The following is a 17,455-nucleotide window of genomic DNA, read 5'->3' as shown; positions in this document are numbered from 1 at the left end:
GAGCGCCCACCTCCATTCGTCATCCCCCGACTTGTTCGGGGGACCCAAGCTGGGTCTGACGCCATGTCCGGCGCCGCTTGGGTCCCCCGCATGAAGCGGGGGATGACGGAGTTTTTGAGTTGAACAAACGCTCGCGGCGCCTGGGTCAGCTAGCCCCCCCTACGGGAACATCGGCGTTCCGTCGAAGAGGTTGCGCGGCCGGATGTCGACGCCGCCCCACATCAACAGCGCCACGCCCTTCCACAACGGCCCCTCGAAATGGCCGTCCTCGTCGCGCGGGTCGTGGTGCAGCGGGCTGATGTGCCAGACGACGAGGTCGCCATTGGTCACCGACTCGCCGTTGGCCAGGGCGGGGAGATCGTAGAGCAGCTCGGAGCCGTGATAGCGGGTCACCCAGAAGTCGTGGTGGGCGAACGGCTCCTCGTGGCGGGGCGCGCCGAACCGGACAGGGCGGAACTCGTAGCTGATCGGTTTGCCCGCGGCGTTGGTGGAGGCGTCGCGAACGTGCACCTCCGTGAACTTCAAGGGGTTGACGTCTATGCCGCCCTCCTTGCCGCCGTTGAAGGGCGCCACACCGTCGGTGGCCACGACGCTGCCGGTGTTCTCGACGTGGGAGTATTCGAAGGCGGAATCGGCCGGCGCGCCGTTCAGGTCCATGTCGATGCGCCACAGGCCGTTGTGCATGTGGCCCATATATTCGTGGCCCGGCAGGTTGCGCGACGTGGCGCCCAGGCGCAGGGCGATGGTGCCGTCGTCGCGGAAGCCATAGCGCATGATGTAGTTGTAGTTGGCCGAGTCCAGGGTGGCCCACAGGGCCAGTTCCTGGCCGTAGGCGACGGCCTGGTCGTCCTTCCACAGCACGCCGGTCGAGGCCACCTCGTGGATCACCTTGCCGTCGATGATCTTGCCGCACGGGCCGGCGTCCTGGGCGGTGGCGGGCACCAGCGGGAAGTTGAAATTGGTCAGGTCGTAGTAGCGCGGCGTGCCCGGGTGGTAGGGCACGAAGATGTCGGCCAGGCGGGCGTCCCACAGCACCCGCATCCAGGGCGCGTTGGGCGACTTCTTGAACCAGGCCCCCGTGACGTACAGCCCCTTGCCGGTGGCGTGGGCGAAGCGCACCCGCCAGGCGGTGCGCATCGGGCCACTCGCCGGAAACTGCTGCTCCACGGTGTCGGCCGGCAGGCCGGGCGTGGCGGTGAACGTCGGACAGGGCTGGGCGAGCGCCGACCGGGGGGCGAGCAGCGCCCCGCCGGCCAGCAGACCGGCCACCGCCAGCGGGGCGAGCAGGCTCGACAGCGCGGCCTTGATCCGGCGCGCCGGGGCGTTGGTCTCAGTCATGTTGGTGAGCCTCCTCGCCGATCTGCACCCGGCGGGTGGTCAGGTCGACATAGACGATCGGACGGGTGAGGTAGTCCCGGTCGACCCGGAACAGCAGGCGCACGACGCGGTGTCCGAACCAGGGGTCGCGGTCATTGCCGACCCGGACGAGCAGGGGCTCGACCGTGACGTTCGGATAGCGGGCCAGCGCCTCGCGCACCGGCGGCTGGGCCAGGGCCAGTTCCCGAGCCTGGGCCAGTTCCTCGGCGGTGAGCATGACCGGCAGGTGCGGGACTTCGCGCTGGTTCAACACCGCGCCGCGTTCGAGATCGACCACGCTGACGATGGCGGTGTCGTCGACGTAGCGGTAGTGGGTCACCTGGTAGAGCGGGCGTCCCTCCTCGCCGTTGTCGGCCTTCACCCGCAGCTTTTCCGTGGTGATGTAGATCGTCCGGCCTTCCAGCAGCCGCCGGGGCGCGGCCGCCCGCTCGGTCAGGTCGCGCGCCCTTTGCGACAGCGCCGCGGGAACATCGTCGGACGCCACCTGCCGCCTGACCGGCAGCGGCCGCACGATCGGCCGGACGACCGCCGGCCTCGTCGCTCGAGGCTGGGCGTTGACGGGCGGACTAGCGAATAGAGCCAGGCCAAGGATGGCCGGCGTAAGCACTCCCAATCGCAAGACTGTCATGGCGCTTCGTTCCCGGTGATCCGTGGAACTTAACCATACATTGATAATTAACCAATCCACAACCAAAGATTAAGCGCTCGATCCTTACCCGCGCCGCGACGCCGGGCGAAGTCGCCGTTGCCGATCGATCCTTCGGCTGGCGCGCCCTCACCCCTCCTCGTCGTCCTCGCCGCCGATGTCGCTCAGCGTCCGGGCCAGGGCCAGGACCTGCCGGCGCTGTTTCTCGGGGACCTGCGGGAACAGGATCGCCAGCTCGATGCCCTCGCTCGACAGCATGAAACGCTGCAACGCCCGCGTGCGCCGCTCGTCAGTCGGGTCGGCCAGGCCGCCGAGGTCGGGCGACAGGCCGTCGAAGAACCAGGCCACCGAGGTCTGCAGGGTCACCGCCATGCCGTAGAGCTTGGAGGCGCTGACACGGTTGGCGCCGCGTTCATACTTCTGGAGTTGCTGGAAGGTGATGCCCACGCTCTCGGCCAGTTGGGTCTGGCTCAGGCCCATCGCCTTGCGCCGCATCCGCATGCGGGCGCCGACGTGGATATCGACGAGATGGGGTTCTTGATCGGCGGCCAAGGGACGTCTCCGGCGGGAGACGCGACGTGTCTCCTGCCGCATAGACGCCGACAAACGCCCGCCCCCTCAAGGATAAAGGCGCATTATCCGCAAGCTGTGCCATTCGGTCGCAGGTCGCCGATCGCCGGCGAAAGGCCTCAGGCGGTCGGCTTTTGAACCGGGGCCTGAGCTGGGGCCTGAGCTGGGGGACGCGTCACGGCCGCCACCGCATGGTCGGCGTCGCTGGCCTGGCGCAGGGCGCGCAGATCCTCGCTGATGCGGAAGATGGCGACGTAGAACTCGCAGAACGCCCGCCACAGCAGCACCATGGCCGCGGAAACCAGCAGGCCGGCCACCAGCACGGGCAAGGCCAGCAGCAGCGATTGCAGGCCGGGCTCCTTCAGCGCCAGGCCGACGGCCGCGCCGACCACGGAAAAGGCGAACAGGGCGACGACGCCCAGGCCGGACCAGTAGATCAGGTGAATCACCGGCCCCGTGACCAGCCGATCGAACGTCAGCAGGTCCCAGAACAGGCCACTCGAGCCGCGCGGCTTGGATTTGTTGGCCGAAGCCATCCGACACTCCTCATGTCAGCGGGAGCTCCGCCGGGTACTGGCCCCATCGCTAGCAGCGCGAAGCCCGCTCGGCAATGCCGAGCGGGCTTCTGGTCGTTCCGACGTGGTCTGGTGATTATTGCGGCTTGGCGCCGGCCAGGGTGGCGTCGATCTGGGCCTTGGTGGCGGTGGTCGCCAGGGCGCCGTCGGCGCCGAGGCTGAAGCTGGCCTTGGGCAGGGCGAACTTCTTGTCGCCGCTGGTCACGACCACGTTGGTCGAACCGTCGGCCCCGGCCGAGGTCCCGGCGATCGTGCCGACCACGGCGCCGGAGGGATCCTTCACTTCCGAGCCGACCTTGAGGTCCAGGGCGACATTGGCCGAGGAGGGGGTCCCCGCGGCGTCGGCGTCGGCCGCCGTGCCGGTGGTCCCGGTGGACGGGGCCGCGCCGGTGGCGGGGCTGGCCGGGGTGGCCGGAGAAGCCGGCATGCCGGTCGACGGCGACGCGGGCGTGGCCGAAGTCGTGCCAGACGGGGTGGTCTGGGCGGACGGCATGGTCTGACCCGACGGCGTGGTGGCGGCGGGGTCCGGGGCTCCGGTCGAACCGGTGGTCTGGGCGAAAGCGACGCCGGCCAGCGAAAGGGTCGCGGCGGCGGCGAGGTAAGCGATCTTGGTCTTCATGTGTTGCGCTCCGTCGTGAAGGGGCCCCCGCCTTGGCCAATCAACGCGACCTATCAGCCACGGTTCCGAAATATTCGGCAACAGTTCGTGACCATTTCGGGGCGAAATACGGCGAAGCTGCCGTAAAGCGCAGCTTATCCCCTGCATCAACCCGATAAGGTGAAGATTGAAACGGGGATAATCTACGGCCAAGTTTTTCAATAACTCTAGCTTGCCGTCTCGCGGCGAGACGACGAGACGTTGGAGCCTTTTTCAACTTAACCGACGCTTCCGCTCAGGGCCTGGCCGGCGAAGACCATGTCCGTCGCCGGCGTCGACAACGGACCTTCCAATCGCCTGTGCGGGGTGGGTTGCGTACGTTCCCATCCCGCACCGGAGCGACACGGCTTCAGCTTGCCAGCCGTAGCGCCGCCTGGGTCTGCTCCATCGCCATCCCGATCGCTGGCGTGACGCCGTTGAAGGCGATCGCGGTCACCAGACCCGAGGGGCGATCGACCGACAACCTGGCCAGCCACAAGCCATCGCCGCCATCATGGGTCAGGCCACCTTCGGCGGTGACGCCCCAGCCGAGCGCCATGCCGTCGCCGAAGGGAGGTGTCTGCAATGTCGCCCAATTGATCGCCGACAGCACCTGGGCTGGCCGATCACGCGTCGCTTCCAGATAGGTCAATAGATCGCCGAGGCTGAAGTGCGTTCCGCCGGCCGGCATCATGACGGCGGGAACATTGGCCTGCTTGAGCGTCGAAGGCGGATGAAGACGGCCATCGACGCCCAATTGGTGGCCCGATGGCTGATCAAGCCTTCCAAGACGCGTGGGCAAGCCGAAACCCGCGCTTTTCAAACCCAGGGGTTGGAAGACGCGCCGCGCCATCAGCACCTCCCAAGGCGTTCCGGTCGCCGCCTCGGCCATCGCGGCGGCCACGATGTGACCGGCATTGCTGTACTGCATCTTGGCGCCGGGGGCGGCGACCGGCTCCATGGCCAACACCATCCGCGCATACCGCAACCGCTCGGGACGCGGATCGGCCTGCGCTTCTGGCGAGAATTTCACCAGCTCTCCGATGGGTGGGTCACGCGGCAAGCCCGCGTGATGCGAAAGCAAGTGCAGGAGATTGATGTCGCGATAAGCCGGCCGCATGTCCGAAACCGCCTTGCCCAGCATCTGGCCCACGGTCGTCGTCCAGGCCAGCGATCCGGCTTCGACCAGATGGGCGATCAGCAAGGCGTTCATCGACTTGCCGCAGGACCCTATTCGCCACTTGTCGCCGGGCCCCACCGCGATCACGGCGTCGGCCGAACGCAGACCCTCGACGAGCACACTCCGTCCCCCACCGGGACGCGCCCACGCCACCCCCATCGCCGGCGCCTCGGAAAAGCGCAGCAGGTCATCCAGCGCGGCCGGACTCATCGGCCGCGCCGCCGGTGGAGCGAGAACCTTGCGAGGATAACGGTCGCCGCGCGTGAAGCGCACGGGGTGCTTGAGGCCGCCTTGATCAAGCACGGCCTCAATGGCGTCAGCCCCATCCAGGCGGCCGTCAAGACGCAGTCCGTATTCGGGCCAGGCCAAATGAATGTCCGGCGCCCGCAGCGACACCTCGGTCGCACCCAAGGGCAGTTCGCCACTGTCGACCAAGACTAGCGTCGCATGGCCGTCGGCGAGCACCTGTAGCCGGAAACGCGACATCTGGCCGTCTTCGACCGCCGCCCCTGACCAGACGCCGACAAGAGCCCCCGAACCCTGGGCGTGGGCTGCTCGGGCGCCAAGCACGGCCAAGCCCGTCAGACCGATCAATCCCTGCCGCCGATTCCACGCCATGCCACATCTCCAGCGCCACAAGGCCAACTTGGGGTCGTGAGCTGAAGCGGAGCTTTAGTCGATGTTCATGAATGCTTCAGGTTGGGCCTGCCCGCACGATACAGCGCCGTCGCGGAGCGCCCCGAGCGGACTCCCCAAACCATTGCCGCGCCTCTTTGGCGGGCTCGTCGTCCTTCCGATCGGAGCCTGACGGCGCCGAGGAAACATCTGGGGATAGAACCTCTCGGACATCTGGCTTCTGGTCCAAGAGACTGTACCTGTCCGTGGCTTTGCAGTGGAGCAGCTCATGCGATTTCCCAAGCCGTGGCCGGTCTTCGCGGTCGCCATCGCCTTGAGCGCGTGCGCCGATCCGCAACCGTCGAATCATGCCGAGGGACCTACCGGCGCGACACCCATGAGCGAGCCGACCACGAAGGCTGGTTTCGTGATCGAAAACAGCGCGGTGATCCCAATTCATTCGAAGGCCGTGGGGCGAGGCTACGAGATCTACGTCAAGACGCCGCCTGGGTACGACAAGCCGGAAAACGCGGGCCGTCGGTATCCGGTCCTCTATCTCACCGACGGGCCATACACCTTCCAGGTCGCGTCGGGCCTTTCCCGCGTGCCGTTCAGCCAGGAACGCTTCCACGAATTCATCATCGTTGGCTTTTCCTGGGCTGGCGGCGATGCTCCCGCCAATAGCCGCCGGCGCGACCTCACGCCGTGGCGCGATCCCGAGATCAATGGGGTCACCGGCGGCGGCGAAGCCTATTTCGCTTTTCTGAAGCAGGAGGCGATGCCTCTGGTGGAGGCGCGCTACCGCATTGATCGCGCCAATCGGACCCTGGCGGGGCAATCCTACGGCGGTCTCTTTGGGTTGTGGGTAGCGTTCCACGAGCCGCAACTTTTCGCCAACTACATCCTGACCAGTCCTTCGATCTGGTTTGATCAGAGGGAGATCCTGAAGGCCGAGGCGTCCTATGCGGCCAATCACAAGGACCTGCCGGCCAGGATCTATCTGGCGACGGGGTCACGCGAACATCCAGGTTCTGGCGGATGCGCCGGCTGCGATAACGACATGGTCGCCGACCAGGCGCGGCTGGCGGCCGTCTTGAAGGGCCGCAATTATCCCGGGCTGCGGATCAGGACCACGGTCGTCGACGACGGCTTCCACGAGACCACCTTCCCGATCGGCCTGATGCAAGGCATGCAGTGGCTTTACCTCAAGGAATGATCGCGCCCTGAGCCGCTTAGGGCGAGGGTCTGCCGGCAACGGCATCCCCATGATCTTGGGCGGGAATGACGGCGAATTGGGAGATCACCCCCGAATGTCGATCCGCCCTAGACCATGCCCACCGTGCGCAGGCGGGCCCGGGGGTGGATCTCGTTCTGGCTCATCACCACGGTCTGGCCGCGGAAGCGCTCGATGATCGAGCGCACATAGGGCCGCACGCCCGGGCTGGTCAGCAGCACGGCGGAATCGCCCTGCAGGGCGGCGTTCTCGAAGGCGTCGCGCACGCCGCGGATGAAGTCCTGCAGGCGCGAGGGAGCCAGGGCCAGCTGCTTGTCCTCGCCCGGACCGACCAGGGCCTCGGCGAAGGCCTGCTCCCATTCGGCCGACAGGGTGATGATCGGCAGGGCGCCGTCCTCGCCGCGATTGGACCAGCACAGCTGGCGACCCAGGCGGGCCCGGACCTGCTCGACCAGCTGCACCACCGAGGCGGTGTGCGGCGCGGCCTCGCCGACGCCTTCCAGGATCTGCGGCAGGTCGCGGATCGAGACGCGCTCCTTGAGCAGGGCCTGCAGCACGCGCTGGACGGTGGTGGCGCTGACCACCGAGGGGATCAGGTCGTCGACCAGCTTCTTCTGGCCCTCGGGCAGGTCCTTCAGCAGCTTCTGCACCTCGGCGTAGGAGAGCAGGTCGGCCATGTTCTCCTTGAGGATCTCGGTCAGGTGCGTGGTCAGCACGGTGGCCGGATCGACGATGGTGTAGCCGCGGAACGTGGCTTCCTCGCGCAGGGCCTCCTCCACCCAGGTGGCGGGCAGGCCGAAGGCCGGTTCGCGCACGTGCTCACCGGGCAGCTCCACCTGGCCGCCGCGCGGGTCCATGGCCATCAGGCAGCCCAGGCGGACCTCGCCGGCCCCGGCTTCCATCTCCTTGATGCGGATCGCGTAGCCCTGGTTGGCCAGGCGCATGTTGTCGAGGATGCGGACCGGCGGCATGACGAAGCCGAACTCGGTGGCCAGGGTCTTGCGCAGGGCGCGGATCTGGTCGGTCAGCTTGCGGCCGTCCAGGTCGTTGATCAGGGTCAGCAGGCCGTAGCCCAGCTCGATCTTGACGTCGTCGATGGCCAGGGAGGCGCTGATCGGCTCCTCCTCCGGCTCGGCCGAGGCCTCGGCCAGGGCGGCCAGGGCGGCGGCGTCCAGCGGCTTGGGCTCCCTGGCCTTCAGGGCGCGGCGATAGGCCAGGTATCCCGAGCCCACGGCAAGCGCGGCAAAGGGCACGATCGGCATGCCGGGGATCAGGGCGATGACGCCGGACGAGGCCGAGACCATGCCCAGGGCGACCGGGTTCATGGCCAGCTGGGTGGTCAGGGCCGCGTTGGCGCTGCCCTCGACCCCGGCCTTGGACACCACCAGGCCGGCGGCGATCGAGATGATCAGGGCCGGGATCTGGCTGACCAGGCCGTCGCCGATGGTCATCAGGGTGTAGCTGGCCGAAGCCTCGCCGAGCGGCATCTTGTGCTGGACGACGCCGATCAGGATGCCGCCGACGATGTTGATGGCGGTGATGATCAGGCCGGCGACGGCGTCGCCCTTCACGAACTTGGACGCCCCGTCCATGGCCCCGAAGAAGGTCGATTCCTGCTCCAGGTCCTTGCGGCGCTGCTTGGCGGTGTCCTGGTCGATCAGGCCGGTGGACAGGTCGGCGTCGATGGCCATCTGCTTGCCGGGCATGGCGTCCAGGGTGAAGCGGGCGGCGACTTCGGCGATCCGGCCCGAACCCTTGGTGACGACCATGAAGTTCACCACCACCAGGATGATGAAGACGATCACCCCGATGACGAAATTGCCCTGCATCATCAGGTTGCCGAACGCGGCGATGACGGCGCCGGCCCCGTGCGAGCCTTCCTGGCCATGGCCGAGGATCAGGCGCGTCGAGGCCACGTTCAGGCCCAGACGATAAAGGGTGGCGACCAGCAGGACGGTCGGGAACGAGGTGAATTCCAGCGGCTTCTTGATCAGCACCGCCGTCATCAGGATCAGCACCGAGCCGGTCAGCGAGATGGCCAGCAGCAGGTCCAGCAGCATCGGCGGGACCGGGATGATCAGCAGGACGATGATGCCGACCACGCCGACCGCCAGGCCCATTTCGCCGCGCAGTATCCCGGCCCACAGCGAACTGGCGCTGGGGAGGGACGAGGCGGCCTTGGGGACGGCGGCGTCAGTCATGCGAACCCTGGATCCGGTGGAGGCCCCTTCGCGCATGAAGCGATTTGCGCGGGACCACCACGTGCTTAATGGAAATTAGCCATGTCGGGCGCCGGACCGATGGTCGCGGCCCCATCACGGGTCACGCCGCGTTCGTCACGCCGCCTTGCGGGGCGGGCACGGCGACGCCGGCTTCGGAATATTCCTTCAGCTTGTTGCGCAGGGTGCGGATCGAGATGCCCAGGATGTTGGCGGCGTGGGTGCGGTTGCCCATGCAGTGCTCCAGGGTGTCGATGATCAGGGTCTGCTCGACCTCGGCCACCGTCGAGCCGACGAAGGTGCGCGAGATGGCGTCGGCCGCCATCTGGGCGCCGCGGGCGACCGCGGTGTCCGGCGCCGGGGCCAGGGGCTGGCCGTCGGGCAGGCGGATGGCGAATTCCTCGATCTCCGCGCCCGGCGACAGCAGCACCGCGCGGTGCATGGCGTTTTCCAGCTCGCGGACGTTGCCCGGCCAGCGGTGGGCGATCAGCCGGCGCTTGGCCTCGGCCGAGATCGGCTTTTCGGCGACGCCGTTGGCGGCCGAGTACTTCTTCACGAAGTGCTCGCACAGGGTGACGACGTCGCCCGGACGGTCGCGCAGCGGCGGCAGGCGCAGGTTCACGACGTTCAGGCGGTAGAGCAGGTCCTCGCGGAACGTGCCGTCCTTCACCGCCGCGGCCAGGTCGCGGTTGGAGGTGGCCAGGATGCGGATGTCGACCTTGACCGGCTTGGAGCCGCCGACCCGGTCGATCTCGCGCTCCTGGATGGCGCGCAGCAGCTTGGCCTGCAGGCGGGCGTCCATCTCGCTGATTTCGTCCAGCAGCAGGGTGCCGCCGTTGGCTTCCTCGAACTTGCCGATGCGGCGGGCCACGGCGCCGGTGAAGGCGCCCTTCTCGTGGCCGAACAGCTCGCTTTCCAGCAGGTTCTCGGGGATGGCGGCGCAGTTGACCGAGATGAACGGCTGCTTGGCCCGACGCGACTTGGCGTGGACGTAACGGGCCATCACCTCCTTGCCCGAACCGCTTTCGCCGGTGATCAGGATCGAGGCCTCCGAGGCCGCCACCTGGTCGGCCAGGCGCATGACGTCGCCCATGGCCGGATCGCGGACGATCATCGGGCGGTTGTCGTCGGTGACGGCGGCCAGCACGGCGGCGATCAGCTCGGCGTCCGGCGGCAGCGGGATGAATTCCTTGGCCCCGGCCTTGATCGCCGCGGCGGCCCGCATCGGGTCGGCGTCGACGCCGCAGGCCACCACCGGCACCCGGATGCGCTCGGACTCGTTGGCGGCGATCAGGCCCGCGATGTCGAGCGCGTAGTCGACCATCAGCAGGTCGGCCCCCTGCCCGGCCCGCAAGGCGTGCGTCGCCGCCTCGATGGTCTCGACGTGCGAGACCTTGGCCCCGGTGTTCATCGCCATCTTCACGGCGACCGAGAGCTGTCCGTTCAGTTTTCCGACGACCAGGAGGCGCATCGTTTTCTCTCCGTTGGGGCCTTCGTGCCCCGGTAGTTCGACTGTTTAAGCTTCACTCGACGCTCAGGAGCGCCATTTGGGCGGCGGTTAGCCGGCGGCGTCGCCGTCCTTGATGATTTCCGTCATGGTCACGCCCAGGCGCTCGTCGACGACGACCACCTCGCCGCGCGCCACCAGGCGGTTGTTCACATAGATGTCGATCGCCTCGCCGACCTTGCGGTCCAGCTCGAGGATGCTGCCGGCCGACAGCTGCAGCAGCTGCGCCACCGACATGTGGGCCCGGCCCAGCACGGCCGAGATGTTGACCGGAACGTCGAAGACCGGGGCCAGGTCCGAGGCGATCTTGTCGGACATCTCGACGGGCATCTCGGAGGCCAGCATCGAGCCGCCGAACTCGTCCAGGGTGAGGTTGTCATCGGACATCGGGGTCAGCCTTCGCTAGGAAGAAGTGGTTCGGCGTGGAGCCCCTCGGCCGCGATCGCGGCTTCCAGGGCCTTGGTGACGCGGGCGGCCGCGTCGTCGGGATTGAAGGCCGCGCGCCCGTCGCCCCAGTCGAGGAGGAAGGCGGCGGCCGGCATGGCGTCGGGGCGGGCCAGGATCTGGCCGGGGAAGCCGATGGCCTGGGCGGTCTGCTCCAGGGCGGCCTGAGTGCGCTCGACCAGGTGGGCGGCGACCCGCACGGTCAGTTTCGGGCTGGCCTCGACCTCGCGGGCCAGGGCCACCAGGGCCGCCTGGGTCGGGGCCTCGGGGAACTGGTCCAGGGCCGCGTCGGCGATCGCGCGGCCGCAGGCCAGGGCCAGCATCGCCGAGCCTTCGCGGTGCTCGTGGGCCACGGCGGCCAGGGTGGAGAAGGCGCTGTGGATGGCCTGGCCGACCTGGTTCAAGGCCAGGACGGCCTCGCGCTCGGCCTCGGCCACGGCCGACTGCTCGCCGGCCGCGTAGGCCTCGGCCTTGGCCAGCTCCAGCTCCTCCACGGTGAAGCTCTTCTTCACCCGCGGCGGCGCGCTCATGCCGCCGTGGTCGTCGAACACGGTGTCGAAGGTGAAGCGCTTGTGGGCGATGTCGGTCATTGCGCCATCCCCCTAGTAAATGAGTTCGTCTTCAGCGCCGGCCCCGGCCAGCATGATCTCGCCCTTGGCGGCCAGGTCCTTGGCGACCTGGACCATGGCGACCTGGGCCTGGTCGACGTCCTTCAGGCGCACCGGGCCCATGCTCTCCATGTCCTCGCGCATGATCTTCGAAGCGCGCTCCGACATGTTGGAGAAGAACATCTCGCGCAGCTTGTCCGAGGCGCCCTTCAGGGCCAGGGCCAGCTGTTCCTTGCCGGTGGCGCGCAGCAGGGTCTGGACGCCGCCCGGGTCGAGCTTGCTGAGGTCCTCGAACACGAACATCAGGGCGCGGATGCGCTCGGCGGCCTCGCGGTTGCGCTCTTCCAGGGCCGCGATGAACCGGGCCTCGGTCTGGCGGTCGAAGTTGTTGAAGATCTCGGCCATCATCTCGTGGCTGTCGCGCTTGGAGGTGCGCGCCAGGTTCGACATGAATTCGGTGCGCAGGGTCTGCTCGATCTTGTCGAGGATCTCGCGCTGCACCGGCTCCATCCGCAGCATGCGGGTGACGCATTCCAGGGCGAAGTCTTCCGGCAGGGAGGCCAGCACCCGGGCGGCGTGGTCGCTCTTCACCTTCGACAGCACCACCGCGACGGTCTGCGGGTATTCGTTCTTCAGGTAGTTGGCGAGCACCGCCTCGTTCACGTTGCCCAGCTTGTCCCACATGGTGCGACCCGCCGGACCGCGGATCTCCTCCATCAGCTGGTCGACCTTCTCCGGCGGCATGAAGGCCGACAGCAGACGCTGGGTCTGCTCGTAGGAGCCCATGATCGCGCCGGTCGAGCTCATGCCCGAGACGAACTCGACCAGCAGCTCTTCCACGACCGAGGCCGAGATCGAACCGAGGCCGGCCATGGCCTGCGAGACTTCCTTGATTTCCTCGTCGTCCAGGGCCTCCCAGATCGCGGTGTGCTCCTCGCCCAGGGCGAGCAGCACGATCGCGGCCTTCTCGGGACCGGCCAGGCGCTTGACGTCGGTGACGGAGCTTTTCATCGCCATCACTCAGACTCGTGCAGCCAGGAGCGCAGGATCGCCACCGATTCCTCGGGGTGACGGTCCACGAACTCGGACACGCGCTTGATCGACGAAGCCTTCACCTGGCCCTCGATCTTGGCGATGTCGATGCGCTGGTCCATGTCGGGACCGGCCAGGGCCATGGGCTCGCCCATCTGGTCGACGATGACCTCCTGGACCGAGCCGTCCGACAGGGTGACCATGCGGGTCACCTGCGGGGCGTTCAGGGCCAGGCCCAGCGGGGTGGGCGGCGGGCTCATCAGGCTCTTGAGGAACGGGCGCACCGCGAACAGCAGGACCAGCAGGGCGACGATCGCCAGCACGCCCAGCTCGGCGAAACGCATGATGTCGTTCTTGTCGAGGGCGGCCATCAGGCCGGTCTTGCCCAGGCCCTGCTCCTCGGGTTGCGGGAAGCGGACATTGACCACCGAGACCTGGTCGCCGCGGGCCTGGTCGAAACCGACCGCGGTCTTCACCAGCTGCTCCAGCTGCGCCATCTCCTCGGCGCTGCGCGGGGTGTAGGCGCCCGGCTTGCCGTCCTTGCCGGGCGGGGCGACGACGCCGTCGACGGCCACCGCCACGGCGACCTTGCGGATCGTGCCCGGCTCCTGGACCGTGGTCTTGGTGCTTTCCGAGATCTCGTAGTTGGTGACGCTCTCGTTGCTGCCCGACTTGGAGCCCAGGGGCTGGAAGCCGTTGGGCGCGCCGCCGGGGATGTTCTGGGTCGAGGTGACGCCGCCGGTGTCGCCGTCCTTGGTCTCGCTGGCGTTGTTCTCGTTGGTGCTTTCCGAGCGGATGACCTGGCCGTCCGGGTTGAAGTTGCGTTCCTGGGTGGTGACGCGGTTCAGGTCGAGGTCGGCGGTGACGTTGACGCGGGCCTTGCCGGGGCCCAGCACGCCGTCGATCATGTCCTTGACGGTCTTGGCGATGCGGGCCTCGGACTCGCTCTTGGCGTCCTGGGCGATCTTGCCGGCCAGGCTGCCGTCGCTGCCGGCCGACAGGGTCTTGCCGTGCTGGTCCATGACGTTGACGGCGTCGGGCTTCATGCCGGCCACCGAGCCGGCCACCAGGTTCTGGATGGCGCGGACGATGTCGGCCGAGGGCTCGCGGCCCATGCTGATGCTGACGGCGGCGGTCGGCTTCTCGGCGTCTTCTTCAAAGAGCTGGCGCTTGGGCAGGACCAGGTGGACGCGGGCGGCCTTGACGCCGTCCCAGCCGGTGATCGTGCGCTCCAGCTCGCCCTGCAGGGCGCGCTGGCGGTTCAGCTGCTGGACGAAGTCGGTCTGGCCCAGGGCGCTGCCGGTGTCGAAGATCTCGTAACCGACCGACCCGGAGGTCACCAGGCCCTTGGTGAAGATCAGCTGGCGGGCCGTGTTGACCTTGTCGCGGGGGACCAGGATGGTCGCGCCGTCGCCCTTGGTCTCGTACTTGATGCCGGCGGCGTCGAGCGCCGCGGTGGCCGCGGCCGATTCCTTGGGGTCGACGTTGGACAGCAGCAGCTCGTTGGGCTGCTTGCCCATCATCAGCACCACGGCGGCGATCACGGCGATCGCGCCGGCGGCGACGCCGATCAGGGCGGCCAGACGGCCGACCCCAAACCTCTGAATCGCGCTGAGGAACTTGTCCAACCTACGCCCTACCCCTGAACGACGCCCCGAGGGGACGCCAGCCGCCGCGCGCCGGAGCACGCCGTCGCTAGGCAGGATTTACCCAGTGCAAGGTAAACGGGTCGTTTACATCCGGCGCCGCCAAGGACTTTCGGAAGCGCCAAAAGGTCGCGGCCGCGCCCCAGGGGGACGCGGCCGCTGATCTGTCTCGTAGAGGCCCGGCGGGAAGGTAAGCCCCCGCGCGCCATGACTTTTCAGTCCCGCGACTAGCGGTACTGCTGGAGCCGCGTGGTTCGAAGACCCGCCAGACCGTGCCGGTCGATCGATTGTTGCCAGGCGAGGAACTCCTCGTTGGTCAACTTGTATCGATCGCACGCCTCGTCGAGCGAGAGCAGACCACCGCGGACTGCGGCGACCACCTCGGCCTTGCGCCGGATCACCCAACGCTGGGTTTCCGGAGGCGGCAAGTCGGAGAGAGTTAGAGGCGCGCCGGTCGGACCGATCACGTACTTCTCACCCCGGCTGTTCGTGCGCTGCTGCTGCAACATGGCTTTACGCCTTTCCCACAACCATCACTGTTGGAGAGCAATATAGGCGCCGGGAAATAACAGGCGCTTAATTCCAATAGTAAAGAAAGGCTGAAACATGGACTTTCTTTCCACTCCCGTGATGTATCAATGTGACACAGGGCAATTAAGGTCGGTTAAGACCTGTAATTACCGCTTAATGCTCAGAAGTTCTTCTAGCATCTGATCGGCTGTAGTGATGATTTTCGAAGAAGCCGAGTAGGCTCTCTGCGTCGTGATCAGGCCGGTGAACTCAGTCGACAGGTCGACGGTCGAAGCTTCCAGCGTGGACGGAGCAATCGAACCCGCGCCGCCGCCGCCTGGAGTCTTCAGGCTGAAGGTGCCGCTTTCGTTGGTGACCCGATAAGCGTTTCCGTTGATGCCCTTGAGCCCGTTGGGGTTCGAGAAGGTCGCCACCGCCACCTGGGCGATGCGGCGGGTCACACCGTTGTCGAAGATCGCCGAGACATAGCCCTGGTCGTCGACCTCGATGTTGGTGAGGTTGCCGAAGGCCGTGCCGTTGGTGTTGACCGACTGGACCACCGACTGGCTGTTGTACTGGGTCAGGCCGCCGGCCGCGTTGGCCAGGTCGACTTGCAGGGTCTGCGAGTCGATGCCCAGGCCGTCGGCCCAGCGCGGGGCCGTGCCGGTCGCCAGCGGGTCGGACGCGCCGATGCTGATCGAGGTCGGGGTGACGCCGCCGAACAGGTTGCCGACCGAGGCCAGCTTGCCGTCGGTGGTGAAGGTCACCTTGCCGGTGGCGATCTGGCCGTTGGCGTTGTTGTCCAGGTCGCCCGGCTTGGCGCGCAGTTCGGCGAACCATTCGTTGGGGCCCGGGCCCTTCAGCAGCGACAGGGTCACCGTGCGCTGGCCGCCCTTGGAGTCCGAGACCGGGATCTGGATCTCGAAGTCCGGCTTGACGCCCGTGGTGTTGTCCTTGGCGTAGTCCGACATCGAGCGGGTGGTCGGGTCGTAGGCGCCGCTGGCGATGGCGTCGGCCTTGGTGTTGAGGCCGAGCTGGGTCTGGGTGACCGTGGCGCCGCCGCCGACATTGAGGTTGGGCGGCGTGCCCGGCAGGGTGGTCGACAGCAGGGCGCCGGTGGTCGGATCGAAGGTCGCCGTGCCGGTGCTGACGGCCACGCCGGCCTTGCGGATCTCGACGTTGTACTGGTTACCCGTGCCGGTCGGGCTGTAGTAGATCGAGTAGTTGTTGGTCGCGGTGGTGCTGTCGACGATGGCGGTCTTGCTGACCAGGGCGTTGGCCGCCGCCGAGACCGGCTGTTCCGAACGCAGGTTGGCGTTGACGCCAATCCGGGTGGTCTTCTCGGCCGTGCCGCCCACGGTGCCGACGTTGATCGACGACAGCTGGGTCAGGTCCGACGGGTCGGGGGTGATCATGCCGGTCACCGGATCGGCCAGCCAGCCCTGCAGATAGAGGCCGGCGTCGTTCTTCAGGTAGCCCAGGTTGTCCAGCTGGAACGACCCGGCGCGGGTGAACGAGCGGGTGTCGGTGGCGGTCAGGCCTTCCGGCTTCTCGGTGCCGACGAAGAAGCCCGAGCCGGCGATCGACAGGTCGAGGTTCGAGCTGGTCGACTGGGTCAGGCCCTGCTGGCTGATGAACTGGTGGGTCTTGGCCGAGACGCCGCCGGCGCTGTAGGTGGCGTTCTTGCTCTGGGCGGTGACCAGGGTCGAGAAGTTGGCCGAGCTGCGCTTGTAGCCGACGGTGTTGACGTTGGCGATGTTGTCGGAGATCGCGGCCAGGGCCGACGAATTCGAAATCAGGCCCGAGACGCCCGAGAGCATGGCGCTGTTGATGCTCATGACTGTGATCCTGCGATGAAGTTCAAAGGGGTTGAGGGGTTCAGCGCGGTTTGCGTTTGGGTCCGGAAGCCGGTTGGGGCGGGGACCGCGACGGCGTCATTCTGACGCCCGTTCATGGCGTGTGGCTCAGGTGGTCGTGGCGGGTGCGTTGGTGACGCCGATGACCGAGTCGAGCGGCACCTTGGTGTCGCCGATCCAGACCATGTTGACGCCGCTTTCGTTGGTGACCTTGGTGACGACGCCCTCGATCCGGCCCTTGGCCGTGGTGGTGAGCTTGGTCCCGGCCGCGTCGGTGGCGCTCACCTTGATGGTGTACTCGCCGCCGTCCGGCTGCTTGACGCCCTCGGGGGTGCTCTTGCCGTCCCACTTGAAGGTGTGGTCGCCGCCGGCCATGTCATCGGGCAGGATCGAGGCGATGGTCTTGCCGAACTTGTCGACGACCTCGATCTTCACGGCGGTGGCCGAGCGGCTCTGGGTGTAGCTCCAGCTGGCCTCGCCGTTCTTCAGCACCGACTTGTCGGTCTCGGCGGTCACCTGCTTGCCCATCAGGTTGACGCCTTGGCTGATGCCGCCGCCGTCGTTCATCCCGACCAGGGCGGCCAGCAGGTCGTTGGTGACCAGTTGCTGCTCGACGCCGGTCATCTGGGTGATCTGGCTGGTCATCTGGGCCGTGTCGGTGGGCGCCAGCGGATCCTGGTTCTTCAGCTGGGTGGTCAGCAGCTTCAGGAAGGTCTGCTCGTTGGTGGCCAACGAGTTTCGCGAATTGTTGATCTTGTCGAGGATCGACGTGCCGGTAACCGCGGATGCCATGTCGTGA

Annotated in this window: 16 protein-coding genes; 1 reads left to right on the top strand and 15 read right to left on the bottom strand. The window is 67.4% G+C overall.

The features are described 5' to 3' along the window. Window positions 1-159: 159 nt before the first annotated feature. The 6 genes from ASD79_RS06325 to ASD79_RS06300 all read right to left on the bottom strand — a co-directional run bounded on the left by ASD79_RS06325 (window position 160) and on the right by ASD79_RS06300 (window position 5,603). Window positions 160-1,338, bottom strand: coding sequence for a hypothetical protein (locus ASD79_RS06325; RefSeq protein ID WP_056720195.1), 1,179 nt, complete (start codon window positions 1,336-1,338; stop codon window positions 160-162). After that, entirely contained in the window at window positions 1,331-1,861 is a 531-nt protein-coding gene (locus tag ASD79_RS06320) for a hypothetical protein (RefSeq protein ID WP_156400392.1), read from the bottom strand. The genes ASD79_RS06325 and ASD79_RS06320 overlap by 8 nt, the downstream gene beginning before the upstream one ends. A gap of 291 nt (window positions 1,862-2,152) precedes the next feature. Further along, on the bottom strand, window positions 2,153-2,575 hold the full coding sequence (locus tag ASD79_RS06315; protein ID WP_082584827.1) for a helix-turn-helix domain-containing protein: 423 nt from the start codon (window positions 2,573-2,575) through the stop codon (window positions 2,153-2,155). A gap of 137 nt (window positions 2,576-2,712) precedes the next feature. Next, window positions 2,713-3,129, bottom strand: coding sequence for a DUF4282 domain-containing protein (locus tag ASD79_RS06310; RefSeq protein ID WP_056720192.1), 417 nt, complete (start codon window positions 3,127-3,129; stop codon window positions 2,713-2,715). A 115-nt stretch (window positions 3,130-3,244) separates the two neighbouring features. Next, entirely contained in the window at window positions 3,245-3,787 is a 543-nt protein-coding gene (locus ASD79_RS06305; RefSeq protein WP_056720191.1) for a hypothetical protein, read from the bottom strand. 388 nt (window positions 3,788-4,175) lie between these two features. Further along, window positions 4,176-5,603, bottom strand: coding sequence for a serine hydrolase (locus tag ASD79_RS06300; protein ID WP_056720190.1), 1,428 nt, complete (start codon window positions 5,601-5,603; stop codon window positions 4,176-4,178). 286 nt (window positions 5,604-5,889) lie between these two features. Here ASD79_RS06300 and ASD79_RS06295 point away from each other — a divergent pair, with 286 nt between their 5' ends. Beyond that, window positions 5,890-6,816 carry an alpha/beta hydrolase gene (locus ASD79_RS06295; protein WP_082584826.1) on the top strand — a complete coding sequence of 309 codons (927 nt, stop codon included), beginning with the start codon at window positions 5,890-5,892 and terminating at the stop codon, window positions 6,814-6,816. A gap of 107 nt (window positions 6,817-6,923) precedes the next feature. Here the strand turns inward: ASD79_RS06295 and flhA are convergent, their stop codons facing one another. The 9 genes from flhA to ASD79_RS06250 form a co-directional block, all read right to left on the bottom strand. After that, window positions 6,924-9,035, bottom strand: coding sequence for a flagellar biosynthesis protein FlhA (gene flhA / locus ASD79_RS06290; RefSeq protein ID WP_056720188.1), 2,112 nt, complete (start codon window positions 9,033-9,035; stop codon window positions 6,924-6,926). 121 nt (window positions 9,036-9,156) lie between these two features. Then, the gene (locus ASD79_RS06285) at window positions 9,157-10,524 is read right to left on the bottom strand and encodes a sigma-54-dependent Fis family transcriptional regulator (RefSeq protein ID WP_056720187.1); all 1,368 of its coding nucleotides are present in this window, start codon (window positions 10,522-10,524) and stop codon (window positions 9,157-9,159) included. A gap of 87 nt (window positions 10,525-10,611) precedes the next feature. Further along, a complete protein-coding gene (gene fliN / locus ASD79_RS06280; protein WP_056720186.1) occupies window positions 10,612-10,947 on the bottom strand; it encodes a flagellar motor switch protein FliN in 336 nt (111 codons plus the stop codon). Window positions 10,948-10,952: 5 nt separating this feature from the next. Continuing rightward, entirely contained in the window at window positions 10,953-11,594 is a 642-nt protein-coding gene (locus ASD79_RS06275) for a flagellar assembly protein FliH (protein ID WP_056720185.1), read from the bottom strand. Between the two features lie 12 nt (window positions 11,595-11,606). Then, window positions 11,607-12,629: a flagellar motor switch protein FliG gene (gene fliG, locus ASD79_RS06270; RefSeq protein WP_056720184.1), complete on the bottom strand. Its 1,023-nt coding sequence runs from the start codon at window positions 12,627-12,629 to the stop codon at window positions 11,607-11,609. Then, window positions 12,629-14,272 carry a flagellar basal-body MS-ring/collar protein FliF gene (fliF, locus tag ASD79_RS06265; protein ID WP_056720183.1) on the bottom strand — a complete coding sequence of 548 codons (1,644 nt, stop codon included), beginning with the start codon at window positions 14,270-14,272 and terminating at the stop codon, window positions 12,629-12,631. The genes fliG and fliF overlap by 1 nt, the downstream gene beginning before the upstream one ends. 245 nt (window positions 14,273-14,517) lie before the next feature. Further along, window positions 14,518-14,799, bottom strand: a complete 282-nt coding sequence (gene sciP, locus ASD79_RS06260; protein ID WP_007675208.1) for a CtrA inhibitor SciP — start codon at window positions 14,797-14,799, stop codon at window positions 14,518-14,520. Window positions 14,800-14,967: 168 nt separating this feature from the next. Next, on the bottom strand, window positions 14,968-16,638 hold the full coding sequence (gene flgE, locus ASD79_RS06255; protein ID WP_056720182.1) for a flagellar hook protein FlgE: 1,671 nt from the start codon (window positions 16,636-16,638) through the stop codon (window positions 14,968-14,970). Window positions 16,639-16,764: 126 nt separating this feature from the next. Then, window positions 16,765-17,448, bottom strand: coding sequence for a flagellar hook assembly protein FlgD (locus ASD79_RS06250; protein WP_056720181.1), 684 nt, complete (start codon window positions 17,446-17,448; stop codon window positions 16,765-16,767). Window positions 17,449-17,455: the final 7 nt, after the last annotated feature.

This window comes from Caulobacter sp. Root655 (assembly GCF_001427665.1).
Classification (GTDB): domain Bacteria; phylum Pseudomonadota; class Alphaproteobacteria; order Caulobacterales; family Caulobacteraceae; genus Caulobacter.
Note: the sequence above shows the minus strand (reverse complement) of the source record. Positions and strands in the feature narration are given on the sequence as shown.